Raw genomic sequence first — 14,431 nt, 5'->3', positions numbered from 1 at the left:
TCATCAGGGACGAACCCGACCGAGAGGAGAGCAGGGATGACCGCATCGGATGGCCTCAGCAAGGAGGAGCGCGACGCCGTCAAGCAGCGCGCGAAGGAGCTGCGCGAGCAGGAGAAAGCGGGCAAGAGCCGCGCGGCGGGCGAGAAGGCCGTGCGCGACGCCATCGCGAAGCTCGAGGACGACGACAGGGCGCTCGCGGAGGGCTTCTTCCGGGTGGTGTCGGACGTCGCGCCTCACCTCGTGCCGAAGACCTACTACGGCATGCCGGGCTTCGCGAACGCCGAGGGCAAGATCGTCGTCTTCCTGCAGCCGGCCGCGAAGTTCAAGGCGCGGTACGCCACGATCGGCTTCGAGGACCGTGCCGCTCTCGACGACGGCGACATGTGGGCGACCGCGTTCGCGGTGCGCGCCTGGACGCCGGAGGTCGAGCAGCGGGTCTCCGAGCTCGTGCGCCGCGCGACGAGCTGACATCCGTGGCGAGGGAGGGCGGCGTACCGCCCTCCCTCTGCTCACGCGGGCTGGGCTTCGCGCGGCGCCGCCGTGTCCTCGAGCTCCTCGACGCTGCGGTGAGCGCCCTCGCGGAGAAGCAGCGTGCAGACCCCGAGCACGAGGCACGTGAAGATGCAGTACACCGCGACGCCGGTGGGGTTGCCGTCGAAGACGACGAGCAGGCCGCTCGCGCGAGGGCGCTCGTGCCGGCCATCCTCAAGGAGGGTCCCGTCGACGCGATCGTCGCGCTCACCGGCCGACATGCGGCCGGTGCGGCGGCCGGATTGCGGGAAGCCGGCCTGCGGATTCCCGCCGACACGATGGTCGTCGCGGCATCCGACTCGGCGCAGACGCGGTTCGGACGCCCCGCGATCTCGGCCCTCGAGCATCCGCACCGCGAGATCGGCAACGCGCTCGTCGAGATGCTGCACGACATCATCTCCGGGCGCCCGCCGGAAGCGCCGAGGGCGCTCCAGACGATCTACCGCCGCCGCGCGTCCACGGCGCGCGACGTGGTGTGAGGGTTCACCGTCTCCGTCGTTGAGCGGAGCAAGGTTCACCCCCTCGGTCGTTGAGCGGAGCGAGGTTCTCTTCTCGGTCGTTGAGCGGAGCGAGCGCCAGCGAGCGCAGTCGAAACGCCGCAAGCCGATCCCGGGAGCCGCCGAGCCGAGACGGCCGCGCGCACGCAAACACGCACGAACGGAGCATGTCTCAGCCGCGATGGCCTTAGGTAAGCATTCCACTTACCTGCACGGATCAATGTCGGTGCTTCACGGTAAGGTACTCACGCGGATTGGCTCGCATTCGCGGGATTGCGTAGGCGAGAAATCTTCGAAGAATCTTCGAGAAATGTCTTGCACCTGGTCGTAGTTGTGTTCTATCATGGGGTATGGCCTTCCCATGGGCGCCCGATGAGGGGCAGGATGATCCGGCCGGCGCGGTGTGCGCTGCGGTCGGGTTGCTGGACGGGCTGTTCACACGGGTGGGGGAGGTGGCGTCGGGCGATCTGGCGGGGTTCACCGCGCGGGTGGAGCAGCTGGGGCGGGTCGTGGACGCGCTGCGGGTGCGGGCGGCAGGAGAGGTCGCGTGGCGGTCCCGGCGGGGCCTGGAGCGGCCCCTCGCGGGAGAGCTGGGCTGCCGGGACGGGAGGGAGCTGCTCGAGCGGCTCACCGGGATCCCCGGGCCGGCGGTGTCCGCGCGGGTGCGGCTGGATGAAGCCACCCGGGACCGGGAGAGCCCCACCGGGCTCCCCGTCCCGCCGGCGCACCCGGCGGTGGCCGCGGCGGTGGAAGCGGGCCTGCTCGGGGCGGAGCCGGCGGCGCTGATCGTGAAGGCCGTCGCCACCGCCCGCCGCGGCGCGCCCGCCTCCGAGGCCGACAAGCTCGAGGTGATGGAGCGTCACCTCGTCGGGATCGCCACCGGCGCGATCGCGACCGACCTGGACGAGGCCGCACCCCCGGCGCAGATGACCTCCGCCTACCCGGACGGCACGGTCGCGGCCGTGCCGTGGAGCGTCGTGAAAGCGCACGCGGACGCGTGGGTGGACGTCCTCACCGCGGACGGGCTCCCGCCCGACCCCGAACGCCCCATCCGCAACCGCACCCTCACCCTCACCCCCCTGCCCGACGGGGCCTTCCGCGTCAACGGCACCCTCGTCCCCGAAGCCGGCGCCCTCCTGCAGAACCTCCTCTCCGCCCACACCAACCCCGCCCGCCACGTCACCTTCACCGAAACCACAAGCCACGACGACGCGGGCGACGGGCCGGACGGCACAGGCAACGCGTCGAACGCCAGCGCAACGGGCACGAGCGGCGCGGAAGACGCGGCGAGCCCTGCCGGTGCCGGCGACTCGAGCATCGCGGCCGACGGCGACGCCGACGCCGACGGCGGCGCGGACGCGGATGGCGAGGGCGGGTTCTTCGACGGGATCGACACCGAGACCCGCAACGACACAGACCCGTGGGGACCGGACGAGATCATCCACGACCCCCGCACCCCCGGGCAGAAACGCCACGACGCGTTCTTCGCGATGATCCAGGCCGCCTCACGCGCCGCCGAGACCCCCACCCTCGGCGGCGCCGCCCCCACCGTCATGATCCACATCACCGCCCACGACCTCACCACCACAGACACAGACCCCAGCGGCGACGGCGACGGCGACGGCGTGCATGACACCGCGGCCCACGGCACGGGGTCCGCGTTCACCCGCCCGCGGCACGGCATCGCGCACCTCGACGGCGTCGACGCGCCCGTCCCCGCGACCGTGGCCCGCCGGATCGGATGCACCGGCGACATCCTCCGCGCCCTCTTCAGCCCCGAAGGACGCATCCTCGAGCTGCGCAGCATCCAACGCTGCTTCACCCCCACCCAGCGCAAAGCGATCATCGCGCGCGACGGAGGCTGCATCATCCCCGGCTGCACCATCCCCGCCGCCTGGTGCGAGATCCACCACGTCCAAGACCACGCCCAAGGCGGACCCACCGAAACCGACAACGGCGTCCTCCTCTGCTGGTGGCACCACCACCACCTCGACACCTCCGGCTGGAACATCCACATGCACCACGGCGTGCCCTACATCGCCGCCCCCAACTGGATCGACCGACACCACCGCCACCGACCAGCACCCACCTCCCGCACCAGACTCCACGCCAAACTCACCCAACACCTCAGATGCTGACAACCGCGGGATCCGCAGTGAACCGCGCACCATGACCGCTGCTCGACCGCGCGGCCATCTACTCGCAGAGCCACAGAGGCAGACGCACCATGAAGAGCTCCGACAGTCGCGTCACCATTCGGCTGCCCGGATCGACCGTCTGGGCCGCGGACAGGTACGCCATCGCGAGCGGTCGCTGTCCGCGCGCCCAGTGCAACCAGGCGAGCACGCAGAAGATCGGCACAACGAACAGAGCTGGCGCCAATGCTGCGGTCAGGCGCAGCACCTGGATGCCTCGGCTCACGCGAGCGATGTCGATGGCGCGCCGAACCTCACCGCGAAGCAGCCTTGCGGTTGGCGCGAACGTCGGCGGCGGCTGGGGCAGGACGACGTCGCCGTCAGCGTCGAGTCCCACTCGCTCGAGGCACGTCGTCAGCTCGGCGAAGCGCGGAACGTTCGCGTCCGCCATCGCCACGCCGAAGGCGACCTGCAGAGCAACCGCGAACGTGACGCCCGGAACGAGAGTGAGAAACAGCAGCTGCCCGTGCTGCTCTGGGCTGATCTCGGGGCCATCCTCATCGAGCATCGTCTCGACGAGCGCCACGAGAGCTGCGAAGACGCGCTCATTCGTCGACACGTCGAGCCGATCCTCCCGGATGTGCTTCTGCGCCACCGTGAGACAGAGGGTCGGAAGATCGTCGAACAGACCAGCGATCTCCTCGAGCACGATGTCGCGCTCCTCCTCGTCGACGTACGGAAGATGGAGGGGAGGTCGGTCGGGCAGGAACCCGGAGGTGCTGAGCGCGCTCATCCCCTCATCGTGAAGCGGCGAACGACCCCGTCACCGCGCCGAGGGACGGTCCGAGGACGACGCGCGGGCGGACGAGACCCTGTGCACGCGGCGAGAGGATGGTCTCATGAGCTACGAGGTCGACGAGACGGTCTTCGAGTACACGGCCCGCCGAATTCGACTCGCCGCGAACGCGCAGTTCGATGCGCTCGTCGACGCGTTCGAGGCCGCGGTGCCTTCCCTGTCCGAGGCGGATGCCCGCGCGCAGCTCTCCGGCGACTGGGCGGCATTCATCCGCGGCCTGCAGTGGGAGTCGCCGAGCGGCTTCGTGCGTCTTGCGACCTCTCGCCCGAGCGATCTCCTGCAGCACGCGGGAAGCACGACGCGGAGCGTCGTCTGGACGATCGCGCACCACGGCATCGCCGCGCGACTGCACCGCCTCGACCCCGGCGCGATCCTCTCCGCCCACGTGCGCGTCGAGGCGCACACGACCGCGCAGCCCGGCACCATCCTGACCTTCGATGTGCCGAGCGCGCGCCTGCGCTCCTTCGAGATCAACAAGGTGACGCAGGGCGGAGCCGAGCTCGACCGCGCCCTCGGCGACCTCATCGAGGATCTCGGCTTGCCGCGCCCGGCGGCCCTGCGGCGCTGACCGCTACCCGGCCACTCGCGTGGTCGACGCGCGCGGCATGAGCGTCGGGAGGACCTTCCGGATCGTCGCCTCGCCGGGCGGGGCGAAGAGCAGATCGATGGCTCCGGCCGCGATCTGGTCGAACGGGACGTGCACGGTCGTGAGCGGCACCGGGAGGCGCGACGCCAGCGGGATGTCGTTGTAGCCGACGAGCGAGAGATCGTCGCCGACGACGCGTCCCGCGAGGTGGGCGGCCCTCATGACGCCGATCGCGAGGTTGTCGTTCGCGGCGAACACGGCGCTCGGCCGGGAGCTCGTGAACACCGCACGGCCCGCCTCGACGCCCTCGTCGATTCCGTAGCCGGCGTACACGACCCGCTCGGCGTCGAGCGCGAGTCCCGCTTCCGCGAGAGCCCGCCGCGCCCCCTCCACGCGGCCGTTCGCGCTCGATGCGAAGCGCGGGCCGGTCACGATGGCGATGTCGCGATGACCGAGATCGACGAGGTGGCGCACCGCGAGATACCCGCCCATGTCGTCGTCACCCAGTGACGACGGGCTCACTCCGTCGGTCCGCAGCGCGAGGGAATGGCGGATGCCCCGGGCTCGCAGCGCTGCCGGCAGTTCGTCATCCAGGCGCGCCGTCGCGAGCACGAGACCGTCGACCCCGCGTTCGAGCAGGATCTCGGTCGAGCTGCGCTCGCTCTCGGGATCGTCGCCGCAGGTCGCCACGACGGCGAAGTAGCCGCGAGCTCTCGCGGCGCGCTCGAGCGCCTCGAACATCAGCGCCATCACCGTGTCCGTGAGACGAGGGACGAGAACGCCGATGGTCCCGGTCTGGCCGCGCCGCAGCCCCGAGGCGTAGGCATTGCGTCGGTATCCGAGTTCGTCAGCCACTTGGCGGACGCGCACCGCAGTGGCCGACTGCGAGCGCGGAGCGCGCTCGTCGAGCACGCGACTGACCGTGGACACGCTCACCCCCGCGGCCTCCGCGACGTCGCGGAGCGTCACGCTTCCGCGATCCGCCATCGTGTCCACTCGCTCTCCTTCGTCCGCCCCGAGCCTAACCGTCGTCGCGTCGCGTTCCGGAGCTCGGGGTTGACATCCGTTCCTGCCCTCACCATACTTGCAAACGTTCCTGCAAACGTTCCCGCGAACGATTGCACCGTGACTCGAAGAAGAGAAAGCGAGAGAGCCATGACGCTCGACCTCCGAGGCCTCAGCCCCGCCCCCGTCACCCCGTTCACCGAGGACGGCGACATCGACTTCGCCGCCATCCAGCGGCTCGGCTCCTGGCTCGGCTCGATCGACGGCGTGAAGAGCCTCGTCGTGCTCGGCCACGCCGGCGAAGGCACCTTCCTCACGATCGACGAGCAGCTCGACGTCATCCGCGCCTTCCGCGACTCCGTCGACGGCGCGATCCCGATCGTCGCCGGCATCACAGGCGAGGGCAACAAGGTCGCCGCCCTCGAGGCGAAGCGGGCCGTGGAGGCCGGAGCCTCGGCCGGACTCGTCTACCCGTCGCACGGATGGCTGCGCTTCGGATACCAGAAGGGCGCGCCCCAGACCCGCTACCGCGACATCTACGAGACGAGCGGCCTTCCGCTCATCCTCTTCCAGTACCCGGACAACACCAAGGCCACGTATGACCTCGACACCCAGCTCGAGATCGCCGGCCAGGAGGGCGTCTTCGCAACCAAGAACGGCGTCCGCAACATGAAGCGCTGGTACACCGAGATCCCGGCACTGCGCGCCGCGCACCCCGATCTGCAGATCCTCTCCTGCCACGACGAGTACCTGCTCCCCACCATGTTCGATGTCGACGGCCTCCTCGTCGGGTACGGAAACGTCGCGCCGGAGCTCCTCGTCGAGCTCATCGAGGCCGGCAAGGCGCAGGACTACGCGCGTGCCCACGCGATCCACGAGCGCCTCCTGCCGGTGACCAAGAACGTCTACCACCGCGGGTCGCACATGGAGGGCACCGTCGCCCTCAAGTGGGGCCTCGTGAACCGCGGGATCCTCGATCACGCCACGGTCCGGACGCCGCTACTTCCGCTCGCCGACGGCGCGGACGCCGAGATCGCCGCCGCGTTCGCCTCCGCAGGGCTCGGCAAGGTCGCCGTCCCCGCGTGAGGCCGGGAGCGGCGACCAGCCGGTCGCCGCTCCTCCCCCGGTGCCAGCGTGCACCCGCGCCACCCGACGGCGCACCAGTCAACGAAGACTCCGCGGCACGAACCGCACCCTCCGATGAAGGAGAACGACTCATGGCCGATCGCACCAGAGCCCGACACAGCGCACCGACCCCCGGAACCGGGTACGGTCGCATCTCGACAGAGACCATGAAGAGCATCGTCGACGCCCACCGCACCCGCCGCACGTTCTGGCAGCAGCTCGCGCTGATCGGTCCGGCGTTCGTCGCTGGCGCGTGGCAGTTCGGCCCAGGCAATCTGACCACCGCGGTCCAGGCAGGCAGCGGCTATCAGTACGGGCTGATCTGGGTGATCGTCGTCTCGACGATCCTCATGATCTTCCTGACCGACATGAGCGTGCGGCTCGGCATCCGCTCTCCCCTCTCGCTGATCTCCTCGATCAAGGAGCACCTGGGCGCCTGGGTCGGCGTGCTCGCGGGCATCGGGGTCTTCCTCATCACGCTGTGCTTCTCGGTCGGCAACGCCGTCGGCTCAGGGCTCGGGCTGTCGATGCTGTTCGGCGGGAGCCCGGTGATGTGGACGGTCATCTGCACCGTCGCCGTCGCGGCCCTTCTTCTCCTGCGGAACGTCTACCGCGTCATCGAGAAGGTGCTCGTCGCCATCGTCGCCCTGATGGCGATCGCCTTCGTCGCATCCGCCTTCATCTCGAACCCGGATTGGGCAGCGGCAGGCGCCGGACTCCTGCCGGCCGTGCCGGACGGCTCGTGGTTGCTCATCATCGCGCTGGTCGGCACGAACTTCTCGATCAACGCGGCCTTCTACACGTCCTACGGCACGAAGGAGCGCGGCCGCACGGAAGGCGACTACCGCGACGTCACCGTCGTCGACACCATCCCCGGCATCATCGCACCGGGCGTCATGACGGCTCTGGTGATCGTCGTCGCCGCGGCCGTGCTCGGGAGGACGGGCGAGACGGCGCCGACGATCGTCGCACTCGCCGGAGTCTTCGAGCCGCTCGCCGGACCCGTGGGGTCGACGGTCTTCGCTCTCGGATTCTTCGGAGCGGCGTTCTCCTCGATGATCGCCAACGCGACCGCCGGCGGAACGATGCTCTCTGACGCGATCGGGCGCGGCGCTTCCTCGAGCTCGCGGTCCGCGAAGATCATCAGCGGGAGCATCCTCGCCTTCGGAGTGCTGGTCGCCGTGATCTTCCCGTCCTCGCCGATCCAGCTCATCGTCATCGCGCAGGCGCTCACGATGTTCGTCGCTCCCGTGCTGGCCGCCCTGATCGTGATCATGGCCAACCGGACGGCCCTCATGGGCGCCCTGCGCAACACGTGGTGGCAGAACGTCTTCGGCGTCCTGGGACTCGTCGCGGTCGCCGCGCTCTCGGTGCGGCTGTTCCTCACCCTGACCTGACGCTCAGACGCGGACGGGCGGGCTGACCGCCGCCCCGGGATAGCCTGGGCGGCGATGTTCAACAGCCCGCTCTCCGCGTCGCCGTACGAGGTGCTCGGCGTCCTCCGCTCGGCCGACGACGAGGAGCTCCGCCGGGCGTATCGCCTACAGCTGCGGCGCACCCATCCCGATACGGGCGGCGACGCCGCCGCGTTCATCCAGGTGCAGCGCGCGTGGGAGCTCGTCGGCACACCCGAGGCCCGCGCCGCGTACGACCGCGATGACGGCGCCCAGCTGCAGTGGGCCGGACGCCGCGCGACGGGCCGACGGGACACGCGACCCCGGACACGCTCGCACGGAGCCGCGGGAGCCTGGCGGCGCAGGCGCTACCTCGCGATGGTGGCCGAGTGGGCCGGAGAGGTCGCCGACCCGTACGCGCCCGCCTTCGTGCGCTCGGCGCCGTGGGAGCTGCGGCGGATGCTCGCCGACGCCCTCGCCGAGGAGGACACCGCGGCGATGATCGATGAGCTCGGCATGGGCTTCACGGCCTGGCACGACGTCGCGACGACGGCGGACGCGGACGACAAGCTCGACCATGTCGTCCTCAGCCCGACCGGCCTCTACGGCCTGACGAGCGAGGACTTCGGTCGCCCGGTCGCGTTCCGCGGCGGCGAGGTCATCGGCGAGGCGACCCCCGTCGCCGACCTGCTCGCGCGCATCCGCTCGGTCTCGCGCGCAGCGCGCGTCCGCTTCGGCGGCGCCGTGTTCGTCCTCCCCGACGACGACCTCGCCGACCCGGTCGTCGTGCTCGGCTCCGTGAAGGGACTGCCTGTCGCCGCCGTCCGCCGCAGCGCGCTGCGTGCGGTCCTCCGCGCCGGCATCCCCGGCGCGCAGATCGTCGGGGGCAACGTGCTCTTCGACGTCCGCACGCGCCTCGAGAGCGCCATCCGGTTCGTCTGACCTCGGACCGCGGCGCCTCGCCCGCGCATGCTCGAGCACGGATGGGCCGGCGCGCGCTCAGTAGGATGGCGCTGTGTCCGGCGGATCGCGTTCGCGGAGGCTCCTCATCGAGCTCGACGTCGACCGCGCGCGGGCGCTGGACGCGCTCGCGGAGCTGTACCACGCGACGCCGGAGCGGATGATCGTCTCGTGGGCCGAGTACCACATCGACCGTCTGAGCGCGGGCCAGACGCCCGACAGCATCCCCTCCGGATGGCGGCCGGACGCCGGCACCTGACATGACCGACGAGGAGCGGTCGGCCGCTGATTCGCGGGAGGCGCGGCGACGGATCCGGGCGGCGAAGCGGTGGATGGGGATCGACATCACGGTGGATGACGCCGGCCGCGTCCGCATCGCGGACACGGCCGCCGAGCGCGAGGGCGCATTCGAGGACTATGACCGCATGATCGCCATGGAGGCGCGCGGACACGTCCTGTCCGACGGGCGCACGTGGAACCAGCGGTGGGTGAACACGTTCCGCAACATCCGCTCCCGCAGCGAGAACCCCGAGCCGCGCGTGGCGTACATCATCCGCCGCCGCAGAGAGGCGGGCTTGCCCGACCTGACCGAGGACGACGTCAGACCCTCGGCCGAGCCGGGCTGACCTCGGGCCGGGCGCGTCGCCTCAGTCGCCTCCGCCGAACTCGCTCACGGGCGCCATGTCGGCGAAGCGCGAGTAGTGGCCCTGGAACGCGACCTCGATGTTGGCGGTCGGTCCGTTGCGGTGCTTCGCGACGATGATCTCGGCGCCGCCCGGGTTGTCGTTCTTGTCGTACACCGACGGGCGGTGCAGCAGCATGACCATGTCGGCGTCCTGCTCGATCGAACCCGACTCGCGCAGGTCGCTCACCTGAGGCCGCTTGTCCTGGCGCTGCTCGGGCCCTCGGTTCAGCTGCGACAGCGCGATGACCGGCACCTGGATCTCCTTCGCGAGCAGCTTGAGCGCACGCGAGAACTCCGACACCTCCTGCTGACGCGACTCGACCTTCTTGCCGCTCGTCATGAGCTGGAGGTAGTCGATGATGACCATCTTGAGCCCGGCACGCTGCTTGAGCCGCCGGCACTTCGCGCGGATCTCGACGAGCGTCATGTTCGGGCTGTCGTCGATGTACAGCGGCGCGTCGTTGATGCGTCCGCGCGTCGCGGCGACAGTCGTCCAGTCGCGCGAGTCGAGCGTGCCCTTTCGCATCGACTGCAGAGGGATGGCGCCTTCCGCGCTGAGCAGGCGCATCGCGATCTCGCTGCGCCCCATCTCGAGCGAGAAGAAGATCGTCGGCATGTCGTTCTTGATCGCCGCCGCGCGCGCGAAGTCGAGCGCGAGCGTCGACTTTCCCATCGCGGGTCGCGCCGCGATGATGATCATCTGCCCGCCGTGGAGGCCGTTGGTGAGCTGATCGAGCTCGCTGAACCCGGTCGGGATGCCGGTCATCTGGCCGTCGCGACCTCGTGCGGCCTCGATTTCGTCGACGGCCGCGTCGACCGCGACCGTGAGGGGCACGTAGTCCTCGGTCTGCTCGGTGCCCGTGACGTTGTAGATCTCGGCCTGAGCCGCGTTGACGAGCTCGACGGCCTCGCCCTGGCCCTGATAGCCCATCTGCGCGATCTTCGTGCCCGCGTCGACGAGTCGGCGCAGCAGGGCGCGCTCCGACACGATGCCCGCGTAGTAGCCCGCGTTCGCCGCCGTCGGCACGATCGACGTCAGCGAGTGCAGGTAGTCGGCCCCGCCCGCGCGCTGGAGGTCGCCCGTCTTGATGAGCTCGTCGGTCACCGCGACGACGTCGGTCGGCTCGCCGTGCGAGTAGAGCGAGAGGATGGCCTCGAAGATCACCTCGTGCTTCGGCACGTAGAAGTCGGGGCCGCGCAGCGTCTCGATGACATCGGCCACCGCGTCCTTCGACAGGAGCATGCCGCCCAGCGTGCTCTGCTCCGCGATGACGTCGTGGGGCGGGGTCCTGTCGCGTTCCCGAGGCCCCCCGAGACGGTCCTCCCCGATTTCAGCGATCGACACGCGCCCTCCTCTTCCGTTCCCCCGCGGGGGTGATCTGCTTCATGACACCAGCGACCACCGACACCGCCCCGACGAGGCTATGGGCAGCCACCCGCACCTTCAACGCGGCCTGTGGATAACTCTGTGGAGGGCCTGCGCAAAACGCCGTGGAGGGTGTGGAATCGTCCTGTGGAGAGAAAAGACTCGCCCGGGAGATCTCTCCACCGAAACGCCGCCTGACCTGGTCATCCTGTTTCACACACCCTGTGGATGGATGTGTGATTAAAGGAGCACTTGAAGGTTTGTGGTAGGCCGTTCGCACTGTGTACAACCACGCCTCCGAGAGTCCGATATGACGGCCAGGAGACCCATCGCGAACACGACGAAGCGGCGCGGAGCCGATGGCTCCGCGCCGCTTCCGGCGTTCGCGAGAACTTACTTCTTGAGCGCGACGACCTGCAGCGAGATGACCGCGGTCACCTCGTCGTGCAGACGCACGAGCGCCTCGTGGTCGCCGACGGCCTTGATGGGCGACGGCACCGTGATGGTGCGCTTGTCCAGCTGGCCGAGACCGGCCTCCGCCACCGCGTTCGCGATGTCGGCCGGCTTGACCGAGCCGAACAGACGGCCCTCGGCGCCGGCCTTGACCGACAGGCGCACGCGGGCGTTCTCGAGGGTGTTCTTCAGGGCGACGGCGTCGTCGTGCGTCGCGATGGCACGAGCCTCGCGGGCCGCGCGGATGTCCGCGACCTGCTTCTCGCCACCGCGGCTCCACGCCACCGCGAAGCCCTGGGGGATGAGGTAGTTACGGGCGTAGCCGTCCTTGACCTCGACCACGTCTCCGGCGCTGCCCAGGCCGTCGACCTCGTTCGTGAGAATCAGCTTCGACATGGGTGCTCCTTAGCGGCCAGCGCCTGCGTAGGGCAGGAGCGCCATCTCGCGCGCGTTCTTGATCGCGCGGGCGATCAGACGCTGCTCCTGCACCGAGACACCGGTGATACGACGGGCGCGGATCTTGCCGCGCTCCGAGATGAACTTGCGAAGGGTCGCGACGTCCTTGTAGTCAATGACGCCGACCCGGATCGACTTCGCGGGAGCGGCGTTCTTCGCGCCCTTCCGCGGCTTGCGGCGGTCGCCGCTCGACTTTCCAGCCATGTTGGGTCCTTTGAAAGTGTGAGTTCTGAATCAGAACGGGGTGTCGTCCGAGAACGACCCCGGGGTGCTCCATGCATCGGCGCCGGACTGGCCGGGTGTCGCCCAGGGCTCCTCCGAGACCTGCTGCTGCGGGCGCTGCTGCTGGCCGTAGCCGCCGCCAGCGCTGCCGCCGCCGTAGTTCCCGCCGACGGCGTTGTTCCCGCCGCCGTAGTTGCCGCCGCCGCTCGATGCGGCGCGGGTCACCTGTGCCGTCGCGTAGCGCAGCGAGGGGCCGATCTCGTCGACCTCGAGCTCGATGGAGGTGCGGCGTTCGCCCTCCTTCGTCTCGTAGGAGCGCTGACGCAGACGGCCCTGCGCGATGACGCGCATGCCCTTCGTCAGCGATCCGGCGACGTGCTCGGCGAACTCGCGCCACACGCTGGCACGGAGGAACAGGGCTTCGCCGTCCTTCCACTCGCCGGACGCGCGATCGAAGTTGCGCGGCGTCGAGGCGATCGTGAAGTTCGCCACGGGCAGGCCGTTCTGCGTGTAGCGCAGCTCGGGGTCAGCCGTGAGGTTCCCCACGACGGTGATGACGGTTTCGCCAGCCATGGTGCGTTAGGCCTTCGCCGCCGTCTTGCGAGCCGCCTTCTCCTCGGCGCGCTTCGCCTCGGCAGCCACCAGGGCGATGGCCTCCTCGGCGCGCAGCACCTTGGTGCGCATGATCAGCTCGTTGAGCTTGAGCTGGCGGTCGAGCTCGACCGTCGCCTCGCTCGTCGCGGTGAAGTTGACGACGGCGTAGATGCCCTCGTTCTTCTTCTGGATCTCGTATGCCAGACGGCGCTTGCCCCAGATGTCGACGTTCTCGATCGATCCACCGCGCTCGGTGATGACCGACAGGAACTTGTCGAGGTGTGCGGGGACCTGGCGCTCGTCGACCTCAGGCTGGATGATCACCATGAGTTCGTACTGGTGCGTCACTTACCCACCTCCTTCGGACTTGAACGGATGCCGGGCATTTCCCGGCACCAGGAGGGTGTGTTGCACGTTGTGCGGACGTGATCGCAGACAGGGCTGCCGTCGCACAACCTTCATAGCGTACCCGATCCGAGGGCGAAGACCCAAGCCCCCTTCCTGCGCCGACGCGTTCCCCGGGCACTTCCTCCCGCGAGCTCCCGCCTCTTCACCCCGGGGAAGGAGCTCGATACACCGCTGGATGCCACGGCATCCGTTGACGCCGCGCGCGCCCCGTCGCTAGACCGGAGGCAGAACGCCCGTCCGGGATCGTCTCGCTCGGGCCGACGAAGGGGGAGGTACAGACCATGGACTGGTCCGGAATCACCGCAGGGATCGGCGACATGCTCGCCGGTGTCGGGAGCTTCATCCTGCAGCTCATCGTTTTCCTCGTCATCCTGCTGATCGGATGGCTCATCGCGAAGAGCATCGCCAAGGCGCTCGAGTACCTCTTCAAGAGGATCGGATTCCAGCGGCTGCTCGACAAGGCCGGCATCACGAAGCTGCTCGCGCCGACGGGCATCGACCCGCTGACGCTCGTCGTCAAGCTCGTGTACTACTTCGTGCTCCTCATCGCGCTGCTGCTCGCGCTGGGCGCGTTCGGCCCTGACAACCCCGTGTCCGGGATCGTCACCGAGATCATCAGCTGGCTGCCTCGCGTGCTCGTCGCGGTCGTGATCGTCATCGTCGTCGCCGCGATCGCGAACTTCGTCGGCGACCTCATGCGACCCGCGCTCGCGAGGTTCCGCTTCGGGTCGATCCTCACGAAGATCGTCGTCATCTCGATCATCGCCATGGGCGTCATCGCCGCGCTCAACCAGATCGGCATCGCCGTCACGGTGACCATGCCCATCCTCGTCGCCGTGCTCGCCGCCATCGTCGGCATCGCGATCGTCGGCATCGGCGGCGGGCTCATCGGCCCGATGCGCTCGCGCTGGGAGAAGTGGCTCGGCGCCGTCGAGGGCGAGCTGGGCAAGGCCGACACGGCGGCCGCGACATCGGTGCCCGGCCCGCCGAGCACCACGCCGCCGACCCGTCGCGAGGCGACGACCCTTCCGCCCGAGCCGGGCACGCAGCTGCCGCCGCAGCCGCCCGCCGTCTGAGCGGACCCGCCGGCGCGCTCGGTCGCGTCGGCACGGATGCCGCGGCTCGATCATCGGGGGACGATCGGGCCGCGGCATCCGC

Annotated in this window: 17 protein-coding genes; 10 read left to right on the top strand and 7 right to left on the bottom strand. The window is 69.7% G+C overall.

Annotation, left to right across the window (positions count from 1 at the left end):
• Positions 1-36 precede the first annotated feature (36 nt).
• The 3 genes from GC092_RS01130 (at position 37) to GC092_RS01120 (ending at position 3,166) form a co-directional block, all read left to right on the top strand.
• Positions 37-468: an iron chaperone gene (locus tag GC092_RS01130; protein ID WP_324013578.1), complete on the top strand. Its 432-nt coding sequence runs from the start codon at positions 37-39 to the stop codon at positions 466-468.
• Positions 384-1,010, top strand: coding sequence for a substrate-binding domain-containing protein (locus tag GC092_RS01125; RefSeq protein WP_324013577.1), 627 nt, complete (start codon positions 384-386; stop codon positions 1,008-1,010). Before GC092_RS01130 ends, GC092_RS01125 begins: the two co-directional genes overlap by 85 nt.
• A 368-nt stretch (positions 1,011-1,378) precedes the next feature.
• Positions 1,379-3,166, top strand: coding sequence for an HNH endonuclease signature motif containing protein (locus GC092_RS01120; protein WP_324013575.1), 1,788 nt, complete (start codon positions 1,379-1,381; stop codon positions 3,164-3,166).
• 58 nt (positions 3,167-3,224) lie between these two features.
• On the opposite strand, the gene GC092_RS01115 is transcribed toward GC092_RS01120, so the two are convergent.
• Positions 3,225-3,872 carry a hypothetical protein gene (locus GC092_RS01115; RefSeq protein ID WP_324013573.1) on the bottom strand — a complete coding sequence of 216 codons (648 nt, stop codon included), beginning with the start codon at positions 3,870-3,872 and terminating at the stop codon, positions 3,225-3,227.
• Between the two features lie 190 nt (positions 3,873-4,062).
• Here GC092_RS01115 and GC092_RS01110 point away from each other — a divergent pair, with 190 nt between their 5' ends.
• A complete protein-coding gene (locus tag GC092_RS01110) occupies positions 4,063-4,587 on the top strand; it encodes a hypothetical protein (RefSeq protein ID WP_324013571.1) in 525 nt (174 codons plus the stop codon).
• Positions 4,588-4,590: 3 nt separating this feature from the next.
• Here the strand turns inward: GC092_RS01110 and GC092_RS01105 are convergent, their stop codons facing one another.
• Positions 4,591-5,592 carry a LacI family DNA-binding transcriptional regulator gene (locus GC092_RS01105; RefSeq protein WP_324014822.1) on the bottom strand — a complete coding sequence of 334 codons (1,002 nt, stop codon included), beginning with the start codon at positions 5,590-5,592 and terminating at the stop codon, positions 4,591-4,593.
• Between the two features lie 168 nt (positions 5,593-5,760).
• On the opposite strand from GC092_RS01105, the gene GC092_RS01100 reads away from it, so the two are divergent.
• The 5 genes from GC092_RS01100 (at position 5,761) to GC092_RS01080 (ending at position 9,715) form a co-directional block, all read left to right on the top strand.
• A complete protein-coding gene (locus tag GC092_RS01100; protein ID WP_324013569.1) occupies positions 5,761-6,696 on the top strand; it encodes a dihydrodipicolinate synthase family protein in 936 nt (311 codons plus the stop codon).
• Between the two features lie 206 nt (positions 6,697-6,902).
• On the top strand, positions 6,903-8,132 hold the full coding sequence (locus GC092_RS01095; protein ID WP_324013568.1) for an Nramp family divalent metal transporter: 1,230 nt from the start codon (positions 6,903-6,905) through the stop codon (positions 8,130-8,132).
• A 54-nt stretch (positions 8,133-8,186) separates the two neighbouring features.
• Positions 8,187-9,071, top strand: coding sequence for a DnaJ domain-containing protein (locus GC092_RS01090; protein ID WP_324013567.1), 885 nt, complete (start codon positions 8,187-8,189; stop codon positions 9,069-9,071).
• Positions 9,072-9,144: 73 nt separating this feature from the next.
• A complete protein-coding gene (locus GC092_RS01085) occupies positions 9,145-9,348 on the top strand; it encodes a hypothetical protein (RefSeq protein ID WP_271174087.1) in 204 nt (67 codons plus the stop codon).
• Between the two features lie 73 nt (positions 9,349-9,421).
• Positions 9,422-9,715 (top strand): hypothetical protein, encoded by a 294-nt coding sequence (locus GC092_RS01080; RefSeq protein WP_324013565.1) that lies wholly within the window; start codon positions 9,422-9,424, stop codon positions 9,713-9,715.
• A gap of 21 nt (positions 9,716-9,736) precedes the next feature.
• Here GC092_RS01080 and dnaB read toward each other — a convergent pair whose 3' ends face one another.
• The 5 genes from dnaB to rpsF all read right to left on the bottom strand — a co-directional run bounded on the left by dnaB (position 9,737) and on the right by rpsF (position 13,213).
• Positions 9,737-11,119: a replicative DNA helicase gene (gene dnaB / locus GC092_RS01075; protein WP_271174088.1), complete on the bottom strand. Its 1,383-nt coding sequence runs from the start codon at positions 11,117-11,119 to the stop codon at positions 9,737-9,739.
• Between the two features lie 414 nt (positions 11,120-11,533).
• Positions 11,534-11,989, bottom strand: a complete 456-nt coding sequence (rplI, locus tag GC092_RS01070; RefSeq protein WP_271174089.1) for a 50S ribosomal protein L9 — start codon at positions 11,987-11,989, stop codon at positions 11,534-11,536.
• Positions 11,990-11,998: 9 nt separating this feature from the next.
• Positions 11,999-12,253, bottom strand: coding sequence for a 30S ribosomal protein S18 (rpsR, locus tag GC092_RS01065; RefSeq protein ID WP_029146075.1), 255 nt, complete (start codon positions 12,251-12,253; stop codon positions 11,999-12,001).
• Positions 12,254-12,283: 30 nt separating this feature from the next.
• Entirely contained in the window at positions 12,284-12,844 is a 561-nt protein-coding gene (locus GC092_RS01060) for a single-stranded DNA-binding protein (protein ID WP_271174090.1), read from the bottom strand.
• Positions 12,845-12,850: 6 nt separating this feature from the next.
• On the bottom strand, positions 12,851-13,213 hold the full coding sequence (rpsF, locus tag GC092_RS01055) for a 30S ribosomal protein S6 (protein ID WP_271174091.1): 363 nt from the start codon (positions 13,211-13,213) through the stop codon (positions 12,851-12,853).
• Positions 13,214-13,554: 341 nt separating this feature from the next.
• On the opposite strand from rpsF, the gene GC092_RS01050 reads away from it, so the two are divergent.
• On the top strand, positions 13,555-14,349 hold the full coding sequence (locus tag GC092_RS01050; RefSeq protein ID WP_324013561.1) for a mechanosensitive ion channel family protein: 795 nt from the start codon (positions 13,555-13,557) through the stop codon (positions 14,347-14,349).
• Positions 14,350-14,431 lie beyond the last annotated feature (82 nt).

Origin of the sequence: Microbacterium sp. JZ37 (assembly GCF_035188445.1) — a bacterium.
GTDB classification, from domain to species: Bacteria; Actinomycetota; Actinomycetes; order Actinomycetales; family Microbacteriaceae; genus Microbacterium; species Microbacterium barkeri.
Note: the sequence above shows the minus strand (reverse complement) of the source record. Positions and strands in the feature narration are given on the sequence as shown.

Bases quoted from the DNA above. Each gene is read 5' to 3' on its own strand.
- GC092_RS01130 (WP_324013578.1), top strand. From the start codon at position 37: ATGACCGCATCGGATGGCCTCAGCAAGGAGGAGCGCGACGCCGTCAAG.
- GC092_RS01120 (WP_324013575.1), top strand. From the start codon at position 1,379: ATGGCCTTCCCATGGGCGCCCGATGAGGGGCAGGATGATCCGGCCGGC.
- GC092_RS01110 (WP_324013571.1), top strand. From the start codon at position 4,063: ATGAGCTACGAGGTCGACGAGACGGTCTTCGAGTACACGGCCCGCCGA.
- GC092_RS01105 (WP_324014822.1), bottom strand. From the start codon at position 5,592: ATGGCGGATCGCGGAAGCGTGACGCTCCGCGACGTCGCGGAGGCCGCG.
- GC092_RS01100 (WP_324013569.1), top strand. From the start codon at position 5,761: ATGACGCTCGACCTCCGAGGCCTCAGCCCCGCCCCCGTCACCCCGTTC.
- GC092_RS01095 (WP_324013568.1), top strand. From the start codon at position 6,903: ATGAAGAGCATCGTCGACGCCCACCGCACCCGCCGCACGTTCTGGCAG.
- GC092_RS01090 (WP_324013567.1), top strand. From the start codon at position 8,187: ATGTTCAACAGCCCGCTCTCCGCGTCGCCGTACGAGGTGCTCGGCGTC.
- GC092_RS01080 (WP_324013565.1), top strand. From the start codon at position 9,422: ATGGGGATCGACATCACGGTGGATGACGCCGGCCGCGTCCGCATCGCG.
- rplI (WP_271174089.1), bottom strand. From the start codon at position 11,989: ATGTCGAAGCTGATTCTCACGAACGAGGTCGACGGCCTGGGCAGCGCC.
- rpsR (WP_029146075.1), bottom strand. From the start codon at position 12,253: ATGGCTGGAAAGTCGAGCGGCGACCGCCGCAAGCCGCGGAAGGGCGCG.
- GC092_RS01060 (WP_271174090.1), bottom strand. From the start codon at position 12,844: ATGGCTGGCGAAACCGTCATCACCGTCGTGGGGAACCTCACGGCTGAC.
- GC092_RS01050 (WP_324013561.1), top strand. From the start codon at position 13,555: ATGGACTGGTCCGGAATCACCGCAGGGATCGGCGACATGCTCGCCGGT.